Origin of the sequence: Streptomyces sp. NPDC001933 (assembly GCF_042890955.1) — a bacterium.
In the GTDB taxonomy this organism is placed as follows: domain Bacteria; phylum Actinomycetota; class Actinomycetes; order Streptomycetales; family Streptomycetaceae; genus Streptomyces.
The window spans coordinates 462,894-484,718 of sequence record NZ_JBIASS010000006.1; the positions used below are offsets into that span (position 1 = coordinate 462,894).

17 protein-coding genes, 2 tRNA genes, 1 pseudogene and 1 riboswitch are annotated in these 21,825 nt (G+C 71.1%); of the genes and pseudogenes, 13 read left to right on the forward strand and 7 right to left on the reverse strand.

What is annotated here, in order from left to right; genetic code table 11:
• The 5 genes and pseudogenes from ACFYY7_RS18550 to ACFYY7_RS18570 form a co-directional block, all read left to right on the forward strand.
• Positions 1-268 (forward strand): annotated as a pseudogene (locus tag ACFYY7_RS18550) (RNA helicase); the annotation flags it as partial.
• A 318-nt stretch (positions 269-586) separates the two neighbouring features.
• On the forward strand, positions 587-2,656 hold the full coding sequence (locus tag ACFYY7_RS18555) for an FG-GAP-like repeat-containing protein (RefSeq protein ID WP_388662611.1): 2,070 nt from the start codon (positions 587-589) through the stop codon (positions 2,654-2,656).
• Positions 2,657-2,664: 8 nt separating this feature from the next.
• Positions 2,665-4,233: an FG-GAP-like repeat-containing protein gene (locus tag ACFYY7_RS18560; protein ID WP_388662613.1), complete on the forward strand. Its 1,569-nt coding sequence runs from the start codon at positions 2,665-2,667 to the stop codon at positions 4,231-4,233.
• A gap of 126 nt (positions 4,234-4,359) precedes the next feature.
• Positions 4,360-5,883: an amino acid permease gene (locus ACFYY7_RS18565; RefSeq protein WP_388662615.1), complete on the forward strand. Its 1,524-nt coding sequence runs from the start codon at positions 4,360-4,362 to the stop codon at positions 5,881-5,883.
• A 91-nt stretch (positions 5,884-5,974) separates the two neighbouring features.
• Positions 5,975-6,047 (forward strand) — tRNA-Lys (locus ACFYY7_RS18570).
• Positions 6,048-6,122: 75 nt separating this feature from the next.
• Here ACFYY7_RS18570 and ACFYY7_RS18575 read toward each other — a convergent pair.
• Positions 6,123-6,698 (reverse strand): TetR/AcrR family transcriptional regulator, encoded by a 576-nt coding sequence (locus ACFYY7_RS18575; RefSeq protein ID WP_388662617.1) that lies wholly within the window; start codon positions 6,696-6,698, stop codon positions 6,123-6,125.
• 139 nt (positions 6,699-6,837) lie between these two features.
• Between ACFYY7_RS18575 and ACFYY7_RS18580 the strand changes: the two genes are divergently transcribed.
• Entirely contained in the window at positions 6,838-7,656 is an 819-nt protein-coding gene (locus tag ACFYY7_RS18580) for an SDR family NAD(P)-dependent oxidoreductase (RefSeq protein WP_388662619.1), read from the forward strand.
• Between the two features lie 33 nt (positions 7,657-7,689).
• Entirely contained in the window at positions 7,690-7,899 is a 210-nt protein-coding gene (locus tag ACFYY7_RS18585) for a hypothetical protein (protein WP_388662621.1), read from the forward strand.
• Between the two features lie 15 nt (positions 7,900-7,914).
• Here the strand turns inward: ACFYY7_RS18585 and ACFYY7_RS18590 are convergent, their stop codons facing one another.
• A complete protein-coding gene (locus ACFYY7_RS18590; RefSeq protein ID WP_388662623.1) occupies positions 7,915-9,309 on the reverse strand; it encodes an FAD-binding oxidoreductase in 1,395 nt (464 codons plus the stop codon).
• Positions 9,310-9,466: 157 nt separating this feature from the next.
• Entirely contained in the window at positions 9,467-9,886 is a 420-nt protein-coding gene (locus ACFYY7_RS18595) for an SHOCT domain-containing protein (protein WP_388662625.1), read from the reverse strand.
• Between the two features lie 316 nt (positions 9,887-10,202).
• On the opposite strand from ACFYY7_RS18595, the gene ACFYY7_RS18600 reads away from it, so the two are divergent.
• From ACFYY7_RS18600 to ACFYY7_RS18625, 6 genes are all read left to right on the forward strand, one after another.
• Positions 10,203-10,373 (forward strand): hypothetical protein, encoded by a 171-nt coding sequence (locus tag ACFYY7_RS18600; RefSeq protein WP_266731039.1) that lies wholly within the window; start codon positions 10,203-10,205, stop codon positions 10,371-10,373.
• Between the two features lie 64 nt (positions 10,374-10,437).
• Positions 10,438-11,655: an SPFH domain-containing protein gene (locus ACFYY7_RS18605; RefSeq protein ID WP_388662628.1), complete on the forward strand. Its 1,218-nt coding sequence runs from the start codon at positions 10,438-10,440 to the stop codon at positions 11,653-11,655.
• 15 nt (positions 11,656-11,670) lie between these two features.
• Positions 11,671-11,744 (forward strand) — tRNA-Met (locus ACFYY7_RS18610).
• Between the two features lie 171 nt (positions 11,745-11,915).
• Positions 11,916-13,076 carry a PP2C family protein-serine/threonine phosphatase gene (locus tag ACFYY7_RS18615; protein WP_388662630.1) on the forward strand — a complete coding sequence of 387 codons (1,161 nt, stop codon included), beginning with the start codon at positions 11,916-11,918 and terminating at the stop codon, positions 13,074-13,076.
• Positions 13,077-13,349: 273 nt separating this feature from the next.
• Positions 13,350-13,502: riboswitch (cyclic di-AMP (ydaO/yuaA leader) on the forward strand.
• An 11-nt stretch (positions 13,503-13,513) separates the two neighbouring features.
• The gene (locus ACFYY7_RS18620; RefSeq protein ID WP_388662632.1) at positions 13,514-14,608 is read left to right on the forward strand and encodes a M23 family metallopeptidase; all 1,095 of its coding nucleotides are present in this window, start codon (positions 13,514-13,516) and stop codon (positions 14,606-14,608) included.
• Positions 14,609-14,779: 171 nt separating this feature from the next.
• Positions 14,780-15,724 (forward strand): aldo/keto reductase, encoded by a 945-nt coding sequence (locus ACFYY7_RS18625; RefSeq protein WP_388662634.1) that lies wholly within the window; start codon positions 14,780-14,782, stop codon positions 15,722-15,724.
• 49 nt (positions 15,725-15,773) lie between these two features.
• Here ACFYY7_RS18625 and ACFYY7_RS18630 read toward each other — a convergent pair whose 3' ends face one another.
• The 4 genes from ACFYY7_RS18630 to ACFYY7_RS18645 all read right to left on the reverse strand — a co-directional run bounded on the left by ACFYY7_RS18630 (position 15,774) and on the right by ACFYY7_RS18645 (position 21,377).
• Positions 15,774-17,324 carry a PrsW family intramembrane metalloprotease gene (locus ACFYY7_RS18630; RefSeq protein ID WP_388662691.1) on the reverse strand — a complete coding sequence of 517 codons (1,551 nt, stop codon included), beginning with the start codon at positions 17,322-17,324 and terminating at the stop codon, positions 15,774-15,776.
• Between the two features lie 65 nt (positions 17,325-17,389).
• A complete protein-coding gene (gene trmB / locus ACFYY7_RS18635; RefSeq protein ID WP_388662636.1) occupies positions 17,390-18,286 on the reverse strand; it encodes a tRNA (guanosine(46)-N7)-methyltransferase TrmB in 897 nt (298 codons plus the stop codon).
• Complete coding sequence (gene lhgO, locus ACFYY7_RS18640; RefSeq protein ID WP_388662638.1) at positions 18,279-19,535, reverse strand: L-2-hydroxyglutarate oxidase; 1,257 nt, start codon at positions 19,533-19,535, stop codon at positions 18,279-18,281. Before lhgO ends, trmB begins: the two co-directional genes overlap by 8 nt.
• A gap of 114 nt (positions 19,536-19,649) precedes the next feature.
• Complete coding sequence (locus ACFYY7_RS18645) at positions 19,650-21,377, reverse strand: sporulation protein (protein WP_388662640.1); 1,728 nt, start codon at positions 21,375-21,377, stop codon at positions 19,650-19,652.
• Positions 21,378-21,825: the final 448 nt, after the last annotated feature.

The window sequence follows — 21,825 nt, forward strand, 5'->3', positions numbered from 1 at the left end:
TGGTGGCCGCTCCTTCGACCGCCGTGACAACGACCGTCCGTCGTTCAACCGCGACCGTCGCGACGACCGTCCGTCCGGTGGCTTCCGCTCCGGTGGCAGCGACCGTCCGTTCAACCGCGACCGTCGTGACGACCGTCCGTCCGGTGGCTTCCGCTCCGGTGGCGGCGACCGTCCGACCGGCCGCCGCGACGACCACCGGGGCACCGGCACCAACACCGGTTCCTTCGGCCGCCGCGACGACAAGCCGCGCTGGAAGCGCAACGGCTGAACGCGGTAACGCGGTGAGGACCTGCTGAAGGTCCGCTGAAAGGTCTGCGGAAAGCGGGCCCGCTCTTCACGAGCGGGCCCGCTTTTCTTTTCACTTCCCTCACATGGGTAACCGCTGCTAGCATCCGGCCACTTGCACAGGGGCGGGGCCGGGGGGCTTTGCGAGTTCTACGTGATTCCTTTGCGGCGGGCCGCCGTTGATGACCTGTGCCCTTCATGCCTTCGGGCATTTCGGGGAGGACTGACCCTTTTGGCTCGCCTTGCTTCTCCACGCGGTCGTGGCGCCCGGCGCCGTGTCGCCGCGCTGGCCGCTCTCACCGTGGCCGCCACCGGTCTCGGTTCGGTGCAGAGCGCTGTCGCGGCGGATACGCCGACCCCGGTGCAGACCAGCGGAGTCTGGGGCATCGACTTCGCCGGTGGAGTGCTGAACACCGTGGAAATCGCCCCGAGCGGACCGCAGTTCGTGTTCGCCCGTCGGGTTGCCGCAGACGGGTCGACGGTGGGCGCTCCCACCTCGATGGGATACGCCGACACCTACGCGACCGGTGCGCATGCCCAGCGTGTGCCGTGCGACGCCGGTTCCTGCGTACCGCTGCGCGCCACCGGCAACGGCCATGTGGGCCGCTTCTTCGTCGAGAACGGCCAGGAGAGTGCCCAGATCTGGCTGACGGCGGGCACTCTCCACAGCTTCGGCGAACCCGCTGTGACCGGCGGTCGGTTCGTGGATGCGACCGGACGCTATTTCGTCTACAACGCGGCGTCGACGGGCAAGCAGTACGTCGACGCCGTCGGCGAGTACCGCAGTGCGGATGTCCGGATGACCCGGTCCGTCACCGCCGCCTCGGTATGGGGATCGGCGCTGTGGACGGCGAGTTCCACCGCCGGAGCGATCACCGCCACCGACCTCGAACAGAAGAAGGTCGTCGCCACCGCCGCCACCGGCGCCCCGTGCGTGATCAAGGAACTCCGGACCGTCGGCCGCTGGATCTACTGGAACTGCGGCACGAACGGCGTCGCCGGGGTCTACGACCGTACGGCGAAGAAGAGCTTCACCGTGCCGTCCGGCGACGCGCTCGTCGGCGACGGCTATCTCGTCCGGCACGACCGCACCGCCGGGAAGCTGGTGCTCACCGACTTCCACACCGGGACGGCCGCACCGCCCCGGGAGATCGCGGACCTGCCCGCGGGCACCACCGCCGACCAGCGCCGGCTGACCTGGGCCGTGGACAAGTTCGGCGGCGACATCGCGTACGTCGGCCCGGACAAGGCGATCCGGATCGTGCCGAGCGGGGTGCCCGCGCAGCCCCTGGCGAAGATCGAGTCGGATCTCAACGCCGGCTACATCGATCTCAAGGACGCCGGCGGCGGCCGGAGGTGGGAGAGCACCTGGCAGCTGAACAGGCCCGTGACCTGGACCTTCGTGGTGAAGGACGCGCACGGCCGTACGGTGCGCACCTTGACCGGGGGGCCGGGCGCCGAGGTCGACGTCGCCTGGGACGGCAGGACCGACGCGGGCGGCTATCCGTCCAACGAGAACCACACCTGGACGCTGACGGCCAGGGCGACCGAGGGCGACGGCACGTACACCGCCGGCGGAAAGATCTCGGTCGGCGGCGGCCTCCAGGGCCACCACGACCAGGGCGGCCTCGACTTCGGCGAGCTGGTCACGCTCAACTCGGTCGGCGAGCTGACCCTGCACTACACCGAGGGCAAGGGGAAGTTCGACTGGAAGCGCTCCGGCGCCGGCTGGCCCAAGGGCACGGTGGCGGTCCCGTTCGGGGACATGGGCAGCGACCGGTGCGCCGAGATGCTCGTACGGATGCCCGGCGGGGAGCTGCGCCGGTATGCCGGGAAGTGCGGCTCCCCGTACACGCCGAGCAGCAGCCACACCTCCTTGGGCACGGGGTGGAACGCGTACAACGTGCTGACCGTGCCCGGTGATCTGACCGGTGACGGCCGGCCCGACCTGCTCGCGCGCAAGGCGTCGACCAGCGACGTCTACCTCTTCGCCGATGACGGTCACGGCAAGCTGAAGGCCGGGGTGAAGATCCGCTCGTCCTGGACCGGCTACTCGAAGGTCGTGGGCGCCGGTGATCTCAACGGCGACGGGTACGGCGATGTGCTGGCCCACCACAAGGACGGCACGCTCTACCGCTACGACGGCACCGCCACCGGGAAGCTGAAGGAGCGTGTGAAGGTCTTCGGCGCGTGGGGGACCTCGTACGACACCATCGTCGGGGTGGGCGACATCACCGGCGACGGTAAGGCCGACATCGTCGAGCGGGACCGCTCGGGCAACCTCTTCCGCAACAACGGCAACGGCAAGGGATCGTTCGGCTCGCGCACGAAGATCGCCACCGGCTGGCAGGGCTACAAGGGGGTCTTCTGATGACTCCGATGACCGAAGGACGTCCGGTGCGGGGCCGGTTCGCGGTGCCGGTGGCGGGCAGGGCGCTCACCACCCTGGCCGCGGCCGGAGCCGTGCTCGCCGGGCTGCTGGGTTCCGCGCCGCAGGCACGGGCGGCCACGACGGTCCCGTCGTGGCTCATCCCGCTCCACTACGCCGACGAAGCGGACGGCTCCCACCGGGCTTGCACCGGCATCACGCTGTCCAGGACCCGGACCCTGGCCACGCCCGACTGCTTCACCGGCCGCAGCCACGCAGACATGGAGTGGGAGTACGACCTGTCGAGCGGTCAGCTGTCGAGCGGCGGCAGCGATCCGCGCTATCGCAGCCACCCGACGTACGACGCGGCAACCCGCCGGGGGGCCGTCTCGGTGGCGATCCGGGCGACGCCGGCCTCGTACGGCAAGCCGGTGCTCGCTTCGTCCGCCGACACGGCTCTGTACGCGGAGGGCGCCAAGGCGACGTTCTACTCGTGGGCGGGGCTGGATCTGACGGACGCCCCGCGGGTCCGCCACAGCGAGCAGGTGGTGCTCAAGTCGGCGGCGTCCTGCGCCGCACTGCTCGGCCGTACGCTGCCGAGCGGCACGCTCTGCACCGTTCCGGCCCCGGGCGCGCCGCCCGTCGCGGACGAGGACCAGTGCTTCGGCGACGCGGGCGGGGCGCTCGTCGGCGGCGGCAAGCTCATCGCCATTTCGGCCACCAGCGCCACCGGCTGTGTGACGGGCGGGGTGCGGCTCTACACCAGGATCTCCTCCTACCGGTCCACGGTCATCGACTGGACCCGTGACGTCGACCTCGACGAGCGGATCAGCGGCTCGGTCCTGGCGCGGGAGCCGGGCGACCTCATCGACCTCTGCACGACGGACCAGCAGGGCAGGCTCAGCGACTGCTACGTCGACAGCATCGGCTCGATGATCGACCGGCGCGACCAGTTCGACTTCATGACCGAGCTGGGCGACCTGGGCGGCGACGGCAGGGGCGACCTGCTCGCCCGTACGCCGGGCGGCACGCTCTACCGCATTCCCAGCGCCCTGAGCCACAGCGATCTCGGCAAGGCCGGGAAGGTGAAACTGGGCACCGGCTGGTCCAAGTACAACCGGATCGTGGCCGCCCGGGACCTCAGCGGGGACGGTCTCCCCGACATCCTCGCCCGGGACGCCTCGGGCGTGATCTGGCTCTACCGCGGCAAGAGCGACGGCTCCCTGGCGGGCCGTACGAAGGTCACCACCTGGAAGAGCTACACCGCCATCGCCGGACGCGGCGACCTGTCGGGCGACGGGCGTGCGGACATCGTGGCGCGGGACAGTGCCGGGGTGCTCTGGCTCTACCGGGGCAACGGCAAGGGCGGCTTCGCGCCACGTACGAAGATCGGCTCGGGCTGGGGCAAGTACAACGTGATCGTCGGCAGCGGGGACATGGACCACAACGGGCGGCAGGACATCCTCGCGCGGACGCCGGCGGGTGCGGTGTACCTCTACAACGCGAACCACACCGGGGGTTTCTCGGCGCCGAGGAAGCTGGCCGACACGCGCTGGAAGAAGTACACGAAGATCAGCTGAGCGACGCCGGGGTACGAAGGGGCCGGGGTACGAACGGGCCGCGTCCCCCTCGTACCCCGGCACGTTTTCCCAGTCGTGACCGTGGCGAGGGCATGTGTGCCCCGTCACACGGGAATTGCTGGGTGCATGACAATCGACACGGGCGAGGACCGACCACCACCACCGGGCGTCTCCGACGAGGAGCGCCTCGCACAGCTCGGGTACACGCAGACGCTGGCCCGGCGCATGTCGGCGTTCTCCAACTACGCCGTCTCGTTCACGATCATCTCGGTGCTCTCCGGCTGCCTCACGCTCTACCTCTTCGGCATGAACACCGGCGGCCCCGCCGTCATCACCTGGGGCTGGGTCGGAGTCGGCCTGATGACGCTCTTCGTCGGCCTGGCGATGGCCGAGATCTGTTCGGCGTACCCGACCTCCGCCGGCCTCTACTTCTGGGCCCACCGGCTGGCCCCGCCGCGCTCGGCCGCGGCCTGGGCCTGGTTCACGGGCTGGTTCAACGTCCTGGGCCAGGTCGCCGTCACCGCCGGGATCGATTTCGGGGCGGCGTCCTTCCTGGGCGCGTACCTGAACCTCCAGTTCGGCTTCGGCGTCACCCCCACCCGTACGATCCTGCTCTTCGCCGCGATCCTGCTGCTGCACGGCCTGCTCAACACCTTCGGGGTGCGGATCGTCGCGATCCTGAACAGCGTGAGCGTCTGGTGGCACGTCATCGGCGTCGCCGTCATCGTCGGCGCCCTGACCTTCGTACCGGACTCGCACCGGTCGGCGTCCTTCGTCTTCACCGAGTTCGTCAACAACACCGGCTGGGGCAGCGGCTTCTACGTCGTGATGATCGGGCTGCTGATGGCGCAGTACACCTTCACCGGCTACGACGCCTCCGCCCATATGACGGAGGAGACCCACGACGCGGCGACGGCCGGCCCGAAGGGCATCGTCCAGTCGATCTGGACCTCCTGGATCGCGGGCTTCGTCCTGCTCCTCGGCTTCACCTTCGCCATCCAGTCGTACGACGGGGCGCTGAACTCGCCGACCGGCGCCCCGCCCGCCCAGATCCTCCTGGACGCCCTCGGCGCCACCACCGGCAAGCTCCTGCTGCTGATCGTGATCGGCGCCCAGCTCTTCTGCGGAATGGCGTCCGTGACCGCCAACAGCCGCATGATCTACGCCTTCTCGCGCGACGGGGCCCTGCCCTTCTCCCGCGTCTGGCACACGGTCAGCCCCCGCACGCGCACCCCCGTCGCCGCGGTCTGGCTCGCCGCGGCCGGCGCGCTCGCGCTGGGACTCCCGTACCTGATCAACGTCACGGCGTACGCGGCGGTGACCTCGATCGCGGTGATCGGCCTCTACATCGCCTACGTCATCCCCACGTTGCTCCGCCTGCTCCGGGGCGGCGACTTCACCCCGGGCCCCTGGCACCTGGGGCGCTGGTCCCGCCCGATCGGCATCGTGGCGGTGGTCTGGGTCCTGATCATCACGGTGCTCTTCATGCTGCCGCAGCTCTCGCCGGTCACCTGGGAGACGTTCAACTACGCGCCCGTCGCGGTGCTGGTGGTCCTGGGCTTCGCGGCGACCTGGTGGCTGGCATCGGCGAGGCACTGGTTCCTCAAACCGGACCACAAGGGCACGATCACCCCGGACGACCCCGTCTGACGGACCGGGAATCCACCGTGACGGGGCCCGGTAACCGATACCCGATCGGCGGCCGGGCCCCGGCGGGCTATGCTCAGGGGTGATTCGCCGAGGGCCGTTAGCTCAATTGGCAGAGCAGCGGACTTTTAATCCGTTGGTTGTGGGTTCGAGTCCCACACGGCCTACGCGTCATCACGACAGCGCCCCGACCGCTCCTTGCGGTCGGGGCGCTGCGTCGTTCTCGCGCGGGCGCGGCCGGTTCAGGCGCGCGGGCCGGCGCCGCGCAGCAGGGTGTCGATGATGCGGGCGGCGAGGGTGTCGGGGTCGGTGCCGTCCGTGTTGCCACGCAAGGACTCCCCGATGAGCGCGTAGTAGACCCGGCGCACCCAGTCGAGGTCGGCCGCTTCGTCGATGAGCTTGTCGGCCCGGGCGCGCTCCAGCACGGCGATGCAGCGGCGGGAGATGTCCTGCTGGAGGGCGGCGGCCTCGCTGTCCGGGTCTTCCGCCAGCCCCAGGGCGAACGCCCAGGCGCCCTTGACCTGGAGCACGTTGGCCGTGATCCGGTGTATCGCCACCAGTGGCGGCGCGGTGTCCGGCCTGCCGTCGTCCACCGCCTGGGCGAGCTGGCGGGCCGCGGAGGTCGCCAGCGCCTCGATCAGCGCCTGCCGGTTGGCGAACCGCCGGTGGATCGTCGTCCGGGCCACTCCCGCGGCTGTGGCGATCTGCTCCATGGAGGCGCCGGGATCCTCGGCGAGCACCCGCTCCGCCGCCTCCAGGATCGCGCGCACGCTGCGCTCAGCATCCGCCCGCAAGGGTTGCGCTGCCCTCTCGCTCATTTCGCCTCCCGATAGACCACTTATCCCAAAACACGGTACATCACGGACACAGTCTCAAAATTAACTGCAACATGCCTGTTGCAGCTTGCTGGAAAACGGCTACTCTCCATTCCAGTTGCACTGACTGGAGGAGGAACTCATGCACAGCACCGCCCTCATCACCGGAGCGTCGTCCGGCCTCGGCGCGGAGTTCGCCGAGCAGCTCGCCGCCCGAGGGCACGAGGTGATCCTGGTGGCGCGGTCCGGCGACCGGCTCGCCGCACTCGCCGAGCGCCTGACCGCCGAGCACGGCGTCCGCGCCCATGTGCTGGTCCAGGACCTTGCCGAGCCGGACGCCGCCCGCCGCGTCGCCGACCGGCTGGCGGCCCGCGGCCTGAGCGTCGATCTGCTGGTCAACAACGCGGGCTTCGGCACCTGCGGCCGCTTCGAGGAGATCTCCGGGGCCCGCGACCACGACCAGCTGATGGTCAACGTCGTCGCGCTCGTCGACCTCACCCACGAGCTGCTGCCCGGCATGCTGGAGCGCGGCCGCGGCTCGGTCGTCAACGTCGCTTCCAATGCCGCCTTCCAGCCCTCCCCGTACTTCGCCGTCTACGGTGCGGCCAAGTCCTTCGTGCTGAACTTCGGCCTGGCCCTGCGCCAGGAGTACCGGCGGCGCGGCATCCGCGTGCTCACCTTGTGCCCCGGCCCGGTCGAGACCGCCTTCTTCGAGACCATCGGCACCCGCAAGGCGGCCGTCACCGGCGCCATGACCACCCCGGAACCCGTCGTACGCGCCGCTCTGCGAGCGCTGGACCGCGACCGCGGCTATGTGGCCCCCGGCTTCGGCAACGCCCTGACCGCGCACCTGACGCCCCGCCGCCCCCGAACCTTGGTCGCCGCCATCGCCGAACGCATCACCCGCAAGGTCCTGGCCCCCTCGGCCGCCACCCCGACGCTGCGGGAGCGCGCAGCATGAGACCCTCCGCCGCCCCCCGTCGGCGCCGCGATCGTGGTCGCACTCGGCGCGGCCGGCCTCGTCCCCGCGGGCGCACTGCTCACGACCGTCGCACTCGGCCTCGGCCGGGTGGGCCCCGCCGACATCATCGGTGCGCTGCTGGTCGCGGCAGGCGTCTTCAGCGGCCTCCGCCAGCCAGGCCCCGACGGCCGGGACGGCCTCGGAGCACGCCGCTCCCGGGCGAGTGTCCACGAGCCGGTCTGATCCGGACGAAAGATGTCAGGCCGCCGGTGCCGGTTGGATGTTCTGGTTGGCGTGGAAGAAGTTGTGCGGGTCGTAGGTGCGCTTGATCGCGGCCAGGCGGTCGTAGTGGTCGCGGTAGGTGGCCCGTATCCGGTCCGGGGTCTCGCCCGCGCCGATGAAGTTCACGTACGTACCGCCCATGGAGTGCGGGTGCAGCTCCTCCCAGTAGTCGACGCACCACTGCCTGAGCTGCTCGGCGTTGTCCGGGTCCGGGTCTATGCCCGCGATCACACCGGACCAGACCGCGTCCCGGTAGGCCCAGGCCGTGTCGTCGGGGCCGAGCCGGTGGGCGGCCGCGTCGACCGGGTACAGGTGCGTGGTCGACAGGGCGGTGGGGAGGTTCTCGGCGTACTTGGCGTGCACGTCGACGGCGCCGTCGGTGATCCGGTCGAAGAAGTTGCCGCGCCAGTACCACTGCAGACCCGGGGGAAGCAGTTCGTCGAACATGGCCTGCAGGACGGTGTACGGCATCGGGGCCATGAAGTGGAACGCGGGCCGGCCGGGGTCCTCGACGGGTTCGATGGCGGTTTCGAGGAGTTCGGGGTCGCCGGTCCAGCACCACACCACGCCGCACATCTTCTGACCGTGGATCTCCTCCGGGAACGGGGGCCCCGGCGGCGCGGTGAGCGCGGCGAAGAAGCCGTTGAGGTCCTCGGGGGCCTGCGGCAGGAAGTCGCGGTACCAGCGCAGTACGTCATGGATCCGGTCGACCGGCCAGAGCGTGATGGCGACGCCCACCGTGTCCACCGGATGCAGCCGGAAGGTGAAGGAGGTGACGACGCCGAAGTTCCCGCCACCGCCGCGCAGCGCCCAGAACAGGTCGGGGTGGGTGGTGCTGTCCGCCCGCACCGACGTGCCGTCCGCCAGGACCACGTCCGCGGCCAGCAGATTGTCGATCGTCAGGCCGTACTTGCGGGTGAGGTAGCCGTGGCCGCCGCCGAGGGCGAGGCCGCCGATGCCGGTGGACGACAGGATTCCGGAGGGGGTGGCCAGCCCGAACGCGTGGGTGGCGTGGTCGAGGTCGCCGAGCGTGGTGCCGCCGCCGACCGTGGCCGTCCGCGCGGCGGGGTCGACGTGCGTCCAGCGCATGGGCGAGAGGTCGACGGTGATGCCGTCGTCCACCAGGCACAGGCCCGCGCCGCTGTGGCCGCCGCCGCGGACCGCGAGCGTGAGGCCCGCGTCCCGTACGAAGCCGACGGTGGCCATGACGTCCGCCGCGTCGGCGCACCGCACCACCGCCGCCGGCCGTTTGTCGATCATGGCGTTGTGGACGGTGCGGGCCTCGCGGTACTCCGGGTCCCGCGGGCCGACGACGGGACCGCGCAGCGCCGTCCGCATCGCGTCCAGGGTTTCGAGCGTGACGCCGTTCATGGCCGGGCCATCTCCTCGTACATCGAGATGGGGACCGTCCCCGCTCGGCCTCCCGCCGTGGCTGATGTCTTAAGCCTCCCCGCGGCCCTGGCGCGTTGCCAGTCAGCCGGACCGCGTGGAGGGAGACATACGCGCCGGGGCGCGGCCGGAGCGGGTGTCAGACCAGAAGCTTCGTCTTCGCCCGCTGGTACTCCTCGTCCGTGATGGCGCCCCGGTCCCTCAGCTCGGCGAGCTTCGCCAGGTCGTCGACGTGGCTCTTCTGTTTCGTGGCGTCGGCGCCGCCCGCCTCGGAGGTGCCGGCGGCCTCCCGTACGTACGCCTTGAAGGCCGCGTCACGTTCCTGGGCCTCCTTGATGTCCCGCTTGCTCATGGACTTGCCGCGCACGATCACGTAGATCAGCACGCCGATGTACGGCAGCAGCAGCGTGAGGACCAGCCAGCCGGCCTTGCCCCAGCCGCCGAGGTCGTGGCTGCGGAAGATGTCCGTGATGACCTTGAACAGCAGGAACAGCCACATGACCCAGAGGAAGAACCAGAGCATGGTCCAGAAGAGGTCGAGCAAGGAGTAGTCGTCCATGGGTCGCTCCCAGATCAGCGCGAGTTCATCGCGTCGGAAGATCAAAAGGTAAAACAGTCATATCACCGCATACTTCACCCCGCTCGCCGGTCGCCGGACGCTCGCGGTCACCGTTCCACCGGGGTGGGCGCGGAGTACCGTGGAGATGTCGAGGAGGCTCGGGCCTCCAGGAGGCGGGGTCGCCTCGTGTCCATGAAGCGGTGCGGGACACCGCACGAGAAGCGCTGTGAGCAGGCGTGCGCAAGGACGCTCGCGAGGGCGACGCATGCACAGGGCAGATGAGTCCGCCCGGAGCCCGGTCGGGGCGGTCGGCCGTGTGACCGTGCCGATTCCGCCCGATGGGCCGGGCGAAGTACTGGTGGCCGTACGGGGTGGGTCCGAGGCCTACACCGCATGGTCGGCGACGTCGATCGACAGGGACGCGCGCGTGGTGGTCGTAGACACGGTCTCGGCGCGCGGCGTGATCGTGGAACGCCTGCCGCCCTGAGGCCGGAACAGCCGAAACCGTCGCGTGCACCACCGACGCAGTGACGTACGGCAGGAGTCTTCACATGTTCTTCTGGCACGTTCCCGCCCCCAACGAGGCGATGCTCATCTCCGGTTCCAAGGGCAGACAGACCCTGGACACCCAGTTCCGGATCGTCACCGGGCACGGCAGTTTCGTGCTCCCGGTGAAGCAGAAGGCGCGCATGCTCTCGCTGGCGCTGCGCGAGGCGGAGCTCACCGAGGACTGCGTGACGCAGCAGGGCATCCGCCTCAACGTCCGGGCCGTGGCCGTCTTCAAGGTCGGCGACGACTCCGTGTCCATCGCCAACGCGGCCCGCCGCTTCCTGACCGAGCAGGAGCAGATGGAGGAGCTCGTCGGGCGGATCTTCGCCGGGCATCTGCGTTCCATCGTCGGCGGACTGACCGTGGAGCAGATCATCCGTGAACGCAACCGGGTCTCCCAGGAGGTCATCGCGGGCAGCCACGGCGAGATGGAGAAGCTCGGCATCGTCGTGGACGCCCTCCAGATCCAGGAGATCGACGACGCCACCGGCTACATCAAGAACCTCGCGGCCCCGCACGCCGCCGCGGTCGCCAGCCAGGCCCGGATCGCCGAGGCCAAGGCCGACCAGGAGGCCAGCCAGCGCGAGCAGCAGGCCGCCGCGCTCAAGGCGGAGTACGAACGTGACACCGCGATCAAGCGGGCCGGCTTCCTCGCCGAGACCGAGCAGTACAACGCCCGCGCCGCACAGGCCGGGCCGCTCGCCCAGGCAAGGGCCTCGCACGAGGTCATCGAGGAGCAGACCGCGCTGGCCGAGCGGCAGGCCGCGCTCGCCGCCAAACGGCTGGAGGCGGAGGTCCGGCGCCCGGCGGACGCCGAGGCGTACCGGCAGCGCACCCTGGCGGAGGCGGCCCGGGACCGGGTGAAGTTCGAGGCGGACGGCAACGCGTACACCGAGCGGACCCTCGCCCAGGCGCAGGCCGACGCCAACAGTGCGCGCGCCGCGTCGCTGCGTGACGGCAACCAGGAGCTCATCGCCGCCAACCGCATCGTGGATAACCTGCCCGCCCTGGCCGACGCCGCCGCCCGGGGCATGTCCGGCGCCGACCTCACCGTTCTCAACGGCACCAACGGCGTCAACGAGTTGGCGGCGGGCGTCGTCGGCCAGGGGCTGGCGATCCTCCACTCGCTGCAACGGGGCGTGGACCCGGTGAAGCGGCAGGAGGACGGAATGAAGGGCGGGCGGACCCGAGTGGTCAAAAGGGCGCCGGAGATGCCGTAGAGTTGTGTTCAACGACGCGGGGTGGAGCAGCTCGGTAGCTCGCTGGGCTCATAACCCAGAGGTCGCAGGTTCAAATCCTGTCCCCGCTACTGAAGGAATCAGGCCCGGCACGCATGCAGCGTGCCGGGCCTGATTCGTTTCGCTGCGCACATTCCCCCCATTGGCCGAGGAGGAGTCGCCGCTCCGTTCCGGTCCGGTGAGCCTGGGGGTGGGGCGCGGTACCGTCCGCAGCCGCGCGCGTACCGGGCAGGAGACCACAGGTGTGGAAGCGGGAGAGGCGGCGCGGCAAGAATGTCGGGGGCGGTGCCGGTACCCGGCGGTTCGTACGGACGCTGCCCGCCCTGATGATTCTCGGCGGGCTGGTGTTCGACGCACTCACCCCGCCGACCTTCACCGCGATCCCGCTGTTCGTGGCCGCTCCGCTGATCGCCGCCCCGTTCTTCTCGCTGGCCAGCACTGTCCGCACCGGTATCGCCTCGATGCTCGCCGTCATCGCGCTGCGGCTGTACACCAGCTCGTTGCCGGAGGCCGTGCCGTTGATCGAGCTGCTCACCCTGGCCACCGTCTCGGTCCTCGCGGTGGTGATCAACGGGGTCGTGCGGCGCGGCAACGAGCAGCTGGCCTCCGCGCGGTACATCGCGGAGACGGCCATGCGCGCGGTGCTGCCGCAGCCGGCCGACCGGATCGGCGGACTGCATGTCGCGGCGCGGTACGAGGCGGCGCAGGCGGACGAGTTCGTCGGCGGTGACCTGTTCGCCGTGGCGGATACCCCGCAGGGGGTGCGGCTGGTGGTCGGTGACGTACGGGGGAAGGGGCTCGACGCCGTCGAGACGGTGGCGGTGGTCATCGGGGCGTTCCGCGAGGCGGCCGAGCAGGAATCCTCGCTGGAGGGGGTGGCGCGGCGGCTGGAGCGGGCGCTGGCGCGGGAGGAGGCGCGGCGGGGCGGGCTCGATGTGCTGGAGGGCTTCATCACCGCCGTGCTGGCCGAGATCCCGTACGGGCTGTCCCTGGTGCGGATCGTCAACCGCGGGCACCCCGAGCCGCTCCTGCTGCATCCGGACGGGGCGCTGGAGGTGCTGAAGCCCTCCGTGCCCGCGCTGCCGATCGGGATGGGGCTGGGGACGTGGCCGGAGTGCACGGACGAGTGGGATCTGCCGGCCGGGACGACGCTGCTCCTCTACACGGACGGCCTCTCCGAGGCGCGGGACGCCGAGGGGGTCTTCTACGATCCGGCGGCCCGGCTGCGCGGGCGGATCTTCCCGGGGCCCGAGGAGTTGCTGTCAGCCCTGACCGATGACGTGCGCCTGCACACGGGCGGCGAGACGACCGACGACATGGCGTTGCTCGCGGTCGCACGTCCGGCCGAGGGACAGCCGGACCGGCGAAGGACCGTGCGGATCGTCGGTGCTGAGGAGACGTGAAAAGACGTGAGGGACGGGCGGGGACGGTGACGTGGCGGGGTGATGCCACCGTGCGTAATCGAAGGACACCGCTCCGCATAACGTTTGACGCAACGTCAGAAACAGGGTAGTGACTGAGGGTCGGTCAACTCGTCCGATTCCACCCGCTTGTGTCCCGTAAAGTCCAGGCCAAAGAAGTGAACGATCAGTGGGAACAGCTTGGAATACGGCCCCGGTGTCTATTAACGTTCGATAACGCAGCGCGGTCGTCCCAGCCGTCATCAGTGGCGGCGCCGTGCGCGAGCGCCGAATTCCGCAAGGGAACCGGGGAACCACCTACATGGGGTGAATCGGACGCCTGTGTCTCGTGAGAGACAGAGGGGCCCGTAGGAGACCTTCCTGCTCCGAACCCGTCAGCTAACCCGGTAGGCGAGAAGGAAGGAAAGGAGTGCGCCCCCGTGGCGTCCAACAAGCCTGCCCCCGAGGCCCCGTCCCGGTTCGATCACGACTACGGCACCGGGCCCGAAGGCGACTTCACCGGCAATTTCACGGGTGAGTTCACCAGTGAGCCCGACCGCGGCTGGGACGAGTGGAACCCCACAGAGGAGTCCGTCCGCCCCGTGCGCGGCAGGCACCGCGTAGCCAAGCAGCGCAACGGTCTCGCCCGTAGCTCCACGGTGCTGGGTGTCGGCGTCATAGCGGCGGTCGGCGCGGGTGGCATGGCCTCCGCGCAGAGCAAGCCGCCGGTCTCCATCTCCATGCCCGACGCCATCACGGACAACCTCCCCGACGCCAAGTCCCTTCCCGGCGTGGGCGCCCTGTTCTCCGACGGTTCCGAGGCGGGCAGGACCGAGGTCGCGGCCGCCACCGCCCCGCTCACCACCGCCGGCATCACCACCGCCGAGGCCGAGCAGGGCACGACGGACGCGGGCGAGGCGCTCCGCGCCCGTATCCTCCAGCAGGCCGAGCAGCAGCAGGACGCAGCCGACGCCGAGGCCAAGGCGGCCGAGGAGAAGGAGGCCGCGGAGAAGGCGGCCGCCGAGGCCCAGAAGCAGCAGGACGAGGCCAAGGCCAAGGCCGCCGCCGAGAAGAAGAAGGCGGAGGAGGAGGCCAAGAAGAAGGCGGAGGCCGCGCGGCTCGCCAAGCTCGCCGCCAGCTACGCCATCCCGACCTTCTCGTACACGATCACCTCGACCTACGGCCAGGCCGGTTCGATGTGGTCCTCCGGCCACCACACCGGCCTCGACTTCGCCGCTCCGACCGGCACCCCGGTCAAGGCCGTCCACGGCGGCACGATCAAGTCGGCGGGCCTGGCCGGTTCGTACGGCTACCGCACCGTGCTGGAGCTGGAGGACGGTACGGAGATCTGGTACTGCCACCAGTCCTCGATCGGCGTGAGCGTCGGCCAGAAGGTCAGCACCGGTGACACCATCGGCCGGGTCGGCGCGACCGGCAACGTGACGGGACCCCACCTCCACCTGGAGGTCCACACCGCCGACGGTACGGGCATCGACCCGATGGCCTGGCTCCGCGGCAAGGGCCTCAACCCCTGAGAACCCCGGCAGTCCTGACGCTCACCCCCCGACGTCAGGGCTGCCGGTCTGCTGTGGGTGGTCTGTTGTGGGCGGCCTTTCTGTGGGCGGTCGGTCGTGGGCGGCCGTCTGCGGGCGGCCTGTCATGAGTGATCCGGAATAGCGAGCTATCCGGAATCCGTTGATTCACTTATGACTTCTCTTCGTAAGCTGGGCCCTTCCGACCTCCAGGTCTTCCCGCTCGCTCTCGGCGGCAACGTCTTCGGCTGGACCGCCGACGAGGCACAGTCGTTCGCGGTGCTGGACGCGTACGCCGCGGCCGGCGGCAATTTCGTCGACACCGCCGACGGGTACTCCGCCTGGGTCCCGGGCAACGAGGGCGGCGAGTCCGAGACCGTCATCGGCAAGTGGCTGGCCGTGCGCGGCAACCGCTCCGACATCGTCGTCGCCACGAAGGTCAGTACCCACCCCCGGTACCAGGGGCTCGCGCCCGCCAACATCAAGGCCGCGGCCGAGGAATCGCTGCGCCGGCTCGGCACCGAGTACATCGATCTCTACTACACGCACTTCGACGACGAGACCGTGCCGGTCGAGGACATCATCACCGCCCTGGACCAGCTGGTGAAGGAGGGCAAGGTCCGGGAGATCGCCGCCTCCAACATCGGCCCCGCGCGGCTCCAGGCGTCCCTGGACTTCTCGGAGCGCGAGGGGCTGGCCCGTTACGTCGCCCTTCAGCCGCACTACAACCTGGTCTCCCGCGACACGTACGAGGGCGAGCTCCAGGACACGGTGGCCCGCGCCGGGCTCGGCGCTGTGCCGTACTTCGCCCTGGCCTCCGGTTTCCTCACGGGTAAGTACCGTCCGGGCACGTCGGTGGAGAGCGCGCGGGCGGAGGGTGCCCGCCGGCACCTGGAGTCGGAGCGCGGGCAGAAGGTCCTGGCCGCGCTGGACAAGGTCGCCCAGGAGCGCGGTGCGGAGATCGCGACCGTCGCGCTGGCCTGGCTCGCCTCCCGGCCGACCGTGGCCGCGCCGATCGCCTCGGCCCGTACGGTCGAGCAGCTGCCCGCGCTGCTGGCCGTCGCGGACCTCACCCTGACCGAGCAGGAACTGGCCGAACTCACCGAGGCATCCGCCTGACCGCGCCCGCCTGACCGTGCCCGCTTGACCGCGTCCGGCCGCTGCTGTCCTAGTGCGGTGGCTGCTGCGGCAACAGGTATGGGTTGTAGCCGGGGCCGGGCGCGGGTGCGTTGCGGTAGGCGCCGTACTGCGCGTGCGGAGGGAACGGCGGGGCGTACGGGGGTGACGGCAGACGGTGGGGGCGCAGGAGCCCCGCTGCCTGTGCCGCGTACGCCAGGGCGGGGGCGGCCACCTCCCGGCGCTGCCAGAGGTGGTGCAGCAGCTCCAGCTCGCGATCGGTGAAGTCCGGGCAGGCCGCCCCGCGGCGGGCCTGAAGACGCAGCGAAGCCAGTGAGGTCGCGAACGATTCGTACTCGGCGACGGCCTGGGCGGCCGCCTTCCCCTGGGCCTTCGCCGCGGCTTCCATCTGCGCCGCTGTCTGCGTGGAAGGCCAGGGGGCGGGTCCGGGCGCGGCTCCCGGGGACCATCCGGGCCCGTACGGGACCGCCCGGCTCCCCCGGGCGGCGACGGCGTACTGGCGGCGTGCCGCGTCGCGGGCCAGGCCGCGGGCCCGCATCGAGGAGAGGGCGAGCGGCTCCGCCGGGCTCAGCCAGCCCGCCGCGGCGTAGGCGGGCAGCTCGGCGGCGAGCGTGCGCAGCTCCCGCCGGCGCGACCAGATCGCCAGCCAGGTCACCAGGCCGAAGACCGGGACCATGAACACCGCGTACACGGCGTAGAAGCCGTACGGACTGAAGACCGCCGACCCGTTCCACAGCGAGTGCATGCCCATGGCGAGGACGAGCCCCAGCAGCGGCAGCAGGACGCGGCGGACCCGCCGGCGCCGGGCACTCGCCGCGGCGAGCCCGAAACCTATGCCGGTCAGCACCGTGAAGAGCGGGTGTGCGAACGGCGACATCACCGCCCGTACGAAGAACGTCGCGGCGGTCACCGATACGACGCCCGAGGTGCCGATCTGCTGGTCCTGCCCGAAGGCGTTGCCGAGGTAGAGGATGTTCTCCGTGAAGGCGAAGCCGCTCGCGGTGATGCCGGCGATCACGACGCCGTCGACGATCCCGTTGAACTCCCGTCTTCGGAACAGGAAGATCAGCAGGACCGCGGCGGCCTTGGCGCTCTCCTCGACGACCGGGGCTATGACCGTGGCGCCGAGGGTGTCGGCGTTCGACGGGTCCGCGGTGGTCGTGGCTATCCAGCGGGTCGCGAACGAATTCGCCAGGATCGCCACCAGAGCTGCGGCGAACGCACCCCAGGCGAAGGCGAACAGCACATTCCGCCAGGGGCCCGGATCGACCCGGTCGAGCCAGCGGAACGCCGCCAGCAGGAGCGGCACGGGCAGCACGGCGAGGCCGAGGCCGACGAGGAAACCCTGAGTACCCGTCTGATCGCGGACCAGGGCCAGGATCGCCAGACCGCAGAGCGCGAGCACCGTGAACACCGCCGCGAGGCGGAATGTCCGGCTGCGCCACACCATGCCCACCCGGCGCGGCCGGTAGCGCCAGTGCCTGCGCTCCGGCACGGCAGCCAGGATCTCGCCGACCCGCTGCTCCTCGAGGAGCGGGACGGCCGGCTGCGACTGCCACTGCTGGACAGACCCGTCGGACACCACGCAATGACCCTAACCAGCAGCACTGACACCTGGCCATGGGGCGCCCGCGCCCACGGCCCGTCTCAGCTGCGGGCGAAGAGCAGGTCGTGCACGACATGGCCCTTGTCCAGGCCCTGCCCCTCGAACCGGGTCAGCGGCCGGAACGCGGGCCGGGGCGCGTAGCCGCTGTCCGCCACGGTGTTCTCGAAGAGGGGGTGCGCGGTGAGCACCTCCAGCATCTGCTCGGCGTACGGCTCCCAGTCGGTCGCACAGTGGATCACCGCCCCCGGCTTCAGCCGCTGCGCCACCAGATCGAGGAACTCCGGCTGGATCAGCCGCCGCTTGTGATGGCGCTTCTTGGGCCAGGGGTCGGGGAAGTACACCCGCAGCCCGTCCAGCGAGTCCGGCTTGAGCATCTCGCGCAGCAGGATGATCGCGTCGCCGTTGGCCACCCGGATGTTGGAGAGGCCGTTCCGGTCCGCGAGGCCGAGCAGATTGCCCTGGCCGGGGGTGTGCACATCGACGGCGAGGATGCCCGTGCCGGGGTCGTCGGCGGCCATCTGCGCGGTGGCCTCACCCATCCCGAAGCCGATCTCCAGCACCACCGGGAGCCCGTCGAACAGCTCGGGCAGGTCGAGGACGCGCTGTCCGTCGATGTCCAGGCCCCACTTCGGCCAGAGCCGCAGCAGGGCGTCCTCCTGGCCGGGCGTGACGCGGCTGCGGCGCGGCTGGAAGCTGCGGATCCGGCGCTCGTGGTGCGAGCCGGCCGGGTCGATGGCGGGCCCGCCCGGGAAGCGCGGCTCCTGGCGCAGCCTGCGCTGCCGCTCGAAGGAGGCGGCGCGCAGATCGTCCGGAATTCCGGCAGCGGACGGAACTCCGGCGGTGGACGGGGTTCCGGCAGCGGACGAGGAGAGGTGCTCGGAGGAGCTCTCGGGGGAGTCCTCGGAGAGGCTCTCGGAGGGGTTCATGGGCTCAGACACAATGCCCCGATTCTACGGCGGGCGGTCTCCACCCCGTCTCCCGTGCCCGGAGCAGCGCCCTGCGTGCCACCTCCCGCCCGATGGGCAGCGAGGCCGTCGCGGCGGGCGACGGCGCGTTCAGCACATGGACGGTGTGAGGGGCCTCGCGGATGAGGAAATCGTCCACCAGGTTGCCGTCCCGCAGCACGGCCTGGGCCCTGACCCCGGCCGGGGCCGGTCTCAGATCGTCCTCCGTCACCTCCGGCAGCAGCCGCCGCACGGCCTCGGTGAAGGCGTGCTTCGACAGCGAACGGCGCACCTCGCCCGCCCCGTACCGCCAGTGCCTGCGGGCGATCTGCCAGGTGCCGGGCCATGCCAGGGTGTCCGCCAGCTCGCGCGGGTGCACGACGGCCCAGCCGTACCCCTCGCGGGCCAGCGCCGGCACCGCGTTCGGCCCGACGTGGACGCTGCCGTCGTGGCCCCGGGTCAGATGGACCCCGAGGAACGGGAACGCCGGGTCGGGCACCGGATAGACCAGGCCGCGCACCAGCTCCGGCCGCGCCAGCTCGTAGTACTCACCCCGGAAGGGCACGATCCGCATGCCCGGGTCGTCGCCCGCGAGCCGGGCCACCCGGTCGCAGTGCAGCCCCGCGCAGTTGACCAGCACCCGGGCCCGCACCACCGGGCCGTCCGCCGTACGCACCGCCACGCCCCAGGGGCGCCGGTCGATCGCGGTGACCTCCGCCCCGTAACGGATCACGCCGCCGGCCCCGCTCACCTCGGCGGCGAACCGGGCCGCGACCGCGCCGAAGTCGCACACCCCGGTCGAACCGACCCGGATCGCGGCGAGGCCGCTCACCTGCGGTTCGTACTCCGTGATCTGGGCGGGGCCCAGCTCGCGCACCGGCAGTCCGTGCTGCCGGCCGCGCTGGACCAGGGCGTGCAGCCGGGGCAGCTCGGACCGCTCGGTCGCGACGATCAGCTTGCCGGTCACCGCGTGGGCGATGCCGTGCTCGGCACAGAAGTCGACCATCTCGGCGGCGCCGCGCACCGCGTAGCGGGCCTTGAGCGAGCCGGGACGGTAATAGATGCCGCTGTGGATCACTCCGCTGTTGCGCCCGGTCTGGTGCCGGGCCGGGCCCCACTCCTTCTCCAGGACCGCCACCCGGGTGCCCGGAGCGGTGCGTGTGATCGCATACGCCGTCGACAGCCCGACGATCCCGCCGCCGATCACCAGCACATCGCAGTCGTACGCCGCGCGCGTCATCATCACGCCACCTCCCACCCCGATAGTGCACTGACCCACTGACAACGCACTCAAACCAGCGTGGCCCAGCGTGGCGCCGAATCTTTACGGCCCGGCTCCTGGAGCGTGAGATTCCGTTTACGCGGGCGCCACCAGCAGGGGCCTGGCCCGCTCACGCAGCTCGGCGACGCGCGGCTCGTGACCGTACGGTTCGAGCCGGTGCAGCAGGTCCCGTACGTACTCCGTGGTCCGGGCCGAGGAGATGCGGCCCGCCACCTCCACCGCCCGGGTCCCAGCGGCGCAGGCCGCGTCCAGGTTGCCCGACTCCAGCTCGGCCACCGCCGACACCACGAGCCGCAGCCCGTGCGAGCGGACGAATTCCTCGGTGGGCCTGGAGAGCGCCTGCTCGGTGAAGCGACGCACCTGCCGGGGCGCCTTCAGGTCGAGGTGGCACTCCGCGGCATCGGCCGCGAACCTGTCGTACGAGTAGAAACCGAGCCAGGACGGGTCCGCGTCACCGTCCCTGGAGCGCTCCAGCCAGCTCTCGGCGGCCTTCAGCGCGGATCCCGCGGCCGACGCGTCGTTCGCCTTGGCATGGGCACGCGCCTCCACCAGGCGGAAGAAACTCATGGTGCGGGCCGTGGCGAGTCCCCGGTTGCGTTCGACGGCGGCCTGCGCGAGGTCGACCCCTTCGTCGGCGAAGCCGCGGTAGGTCGCCTGGAGCGACATGGACGCGAGCACGTAGCCGCCCAGGGGCACGTCGGCTGCCGCCCGCGCGAGTCTCAGCGCCTGGATGTAGTAGCGCTGCGCGGCCTCCTGCTGGCCGGTGTCGAAGGCCATCCACCCGGCGAGCCTGGTCAGTTCGGCCGCTGCGCCGAAGAGTGCCCGGCCCACCTCGTCGCTGTACGAACCGAGCAGCAGCGGTGCGGCGTCGACCCGTAAACACTCGGGGACCATGGAGGAGCGCCAGTCCCCGCCGCCGTACTTGGAGTCCCAGCGGCGGGCGTCCTGGGCCGCCTCGCGCAGCTTGGAGACATCGCTGTGGCCGACCCGCAGCGGGGAGATGTCGCTGGTGGGGCCGACGGTGGCGGGGATGGTGGTGGATACGGGTGCCGGTGCCGGCACTGATACCGATGCCGGTGTCGACGCCGATGCCGGTGCGGCTTCCGGGCGGGGCTGGACGGGGATGGCGGGTGCCTGCCGCGTGCCCAGTGCACCCAGCGTTCCGAGCGCTGTCCGGGCCGCCTGTGCGTTCAGCGCGGCCGGGGCGCCGGGTGGCACCGCCACCGCACTCTGCGCCGCCTTGCCCGGTGGGCTCTGCGCCTCCGCGCCGCTGTGTGCGCCCCGTGCGCCCTGAGTGTCGAAGGCGGGTGCCCCGGCAGCCGTCGCGTCGCGTTCCACCGTCGCGTCGGCGGGGGATATCAGCCAGCGGGACGCGGGCGTCGCGTACGCGCTCACTGAGAACGAGCCCGCGAGCGACTGCCAGATCCCGCTGCTGCCCGCCCGCCGCCCGGCCAGATCCAGCCGGTACAGCTCGGTCGCCGAACGGACCGCCTCGCCCACGTCGCGCGGGAAGGCCAGGCCGACCTCCGGCGCCGGGTCGGCGTCCGCGAGCCCGATCTCGTGCAGCGGGACCGGCCGGCCGAGCTTGGCGCCGATCGCCGCAGCGATGAGATGGGGCGCGGCGCCCTGCGGCACCATGCCCTTGGAGACCCACCGGGCCACCGAGGTCTTGTCGTACCGAAGTGTCAGACCGCGCTGCGCCCCGAGGTCATTGACCCGCCGGGCGAGCCCGGCGTTGCTGATTCCCGCGAGGGCGAGAACGGTTCCGAGCTTCTCGTTCGGTCCGCGTTGCTCCCTGGACATGCGCCACCCCTCGACACACAGACGGCCGCCGCGTCACCGTTGCGGCGCGCGGCATTCGTACCGTGTCCTCCCCAGCGACGTCCCCCGGCACTCCGGCCGCACACGCATATGGCCGAGCCCCGAGGAATATGCCTCCTGCAGAGAACCTCAGTAAACCCAGCGTAGTTCGCCGCATCCCTACCGTTAAGGGGCAGACGTCCGTATGGCGGGATTGTTGTCCGTGCGGAAGGGGGCAGCGGATCGAGCGCGGCCCGGACGGGGGTCGGACGCGGACCGGGCGGGTCCCGGAGGCGGTCCCGGCGCCGGGCCGGCGGGGCCCGGAACGCCGCTCGGCGGCGCACGGGAACAGCACGTGGGGGGCGTCGTCCGTGCGTCGTGCCGGCGTCGTGCGGCGAGTCGTGGACGTGCTCCTGGTGTGTGGCCGTGCGCCCGGCCGTGCGCTCTCGTC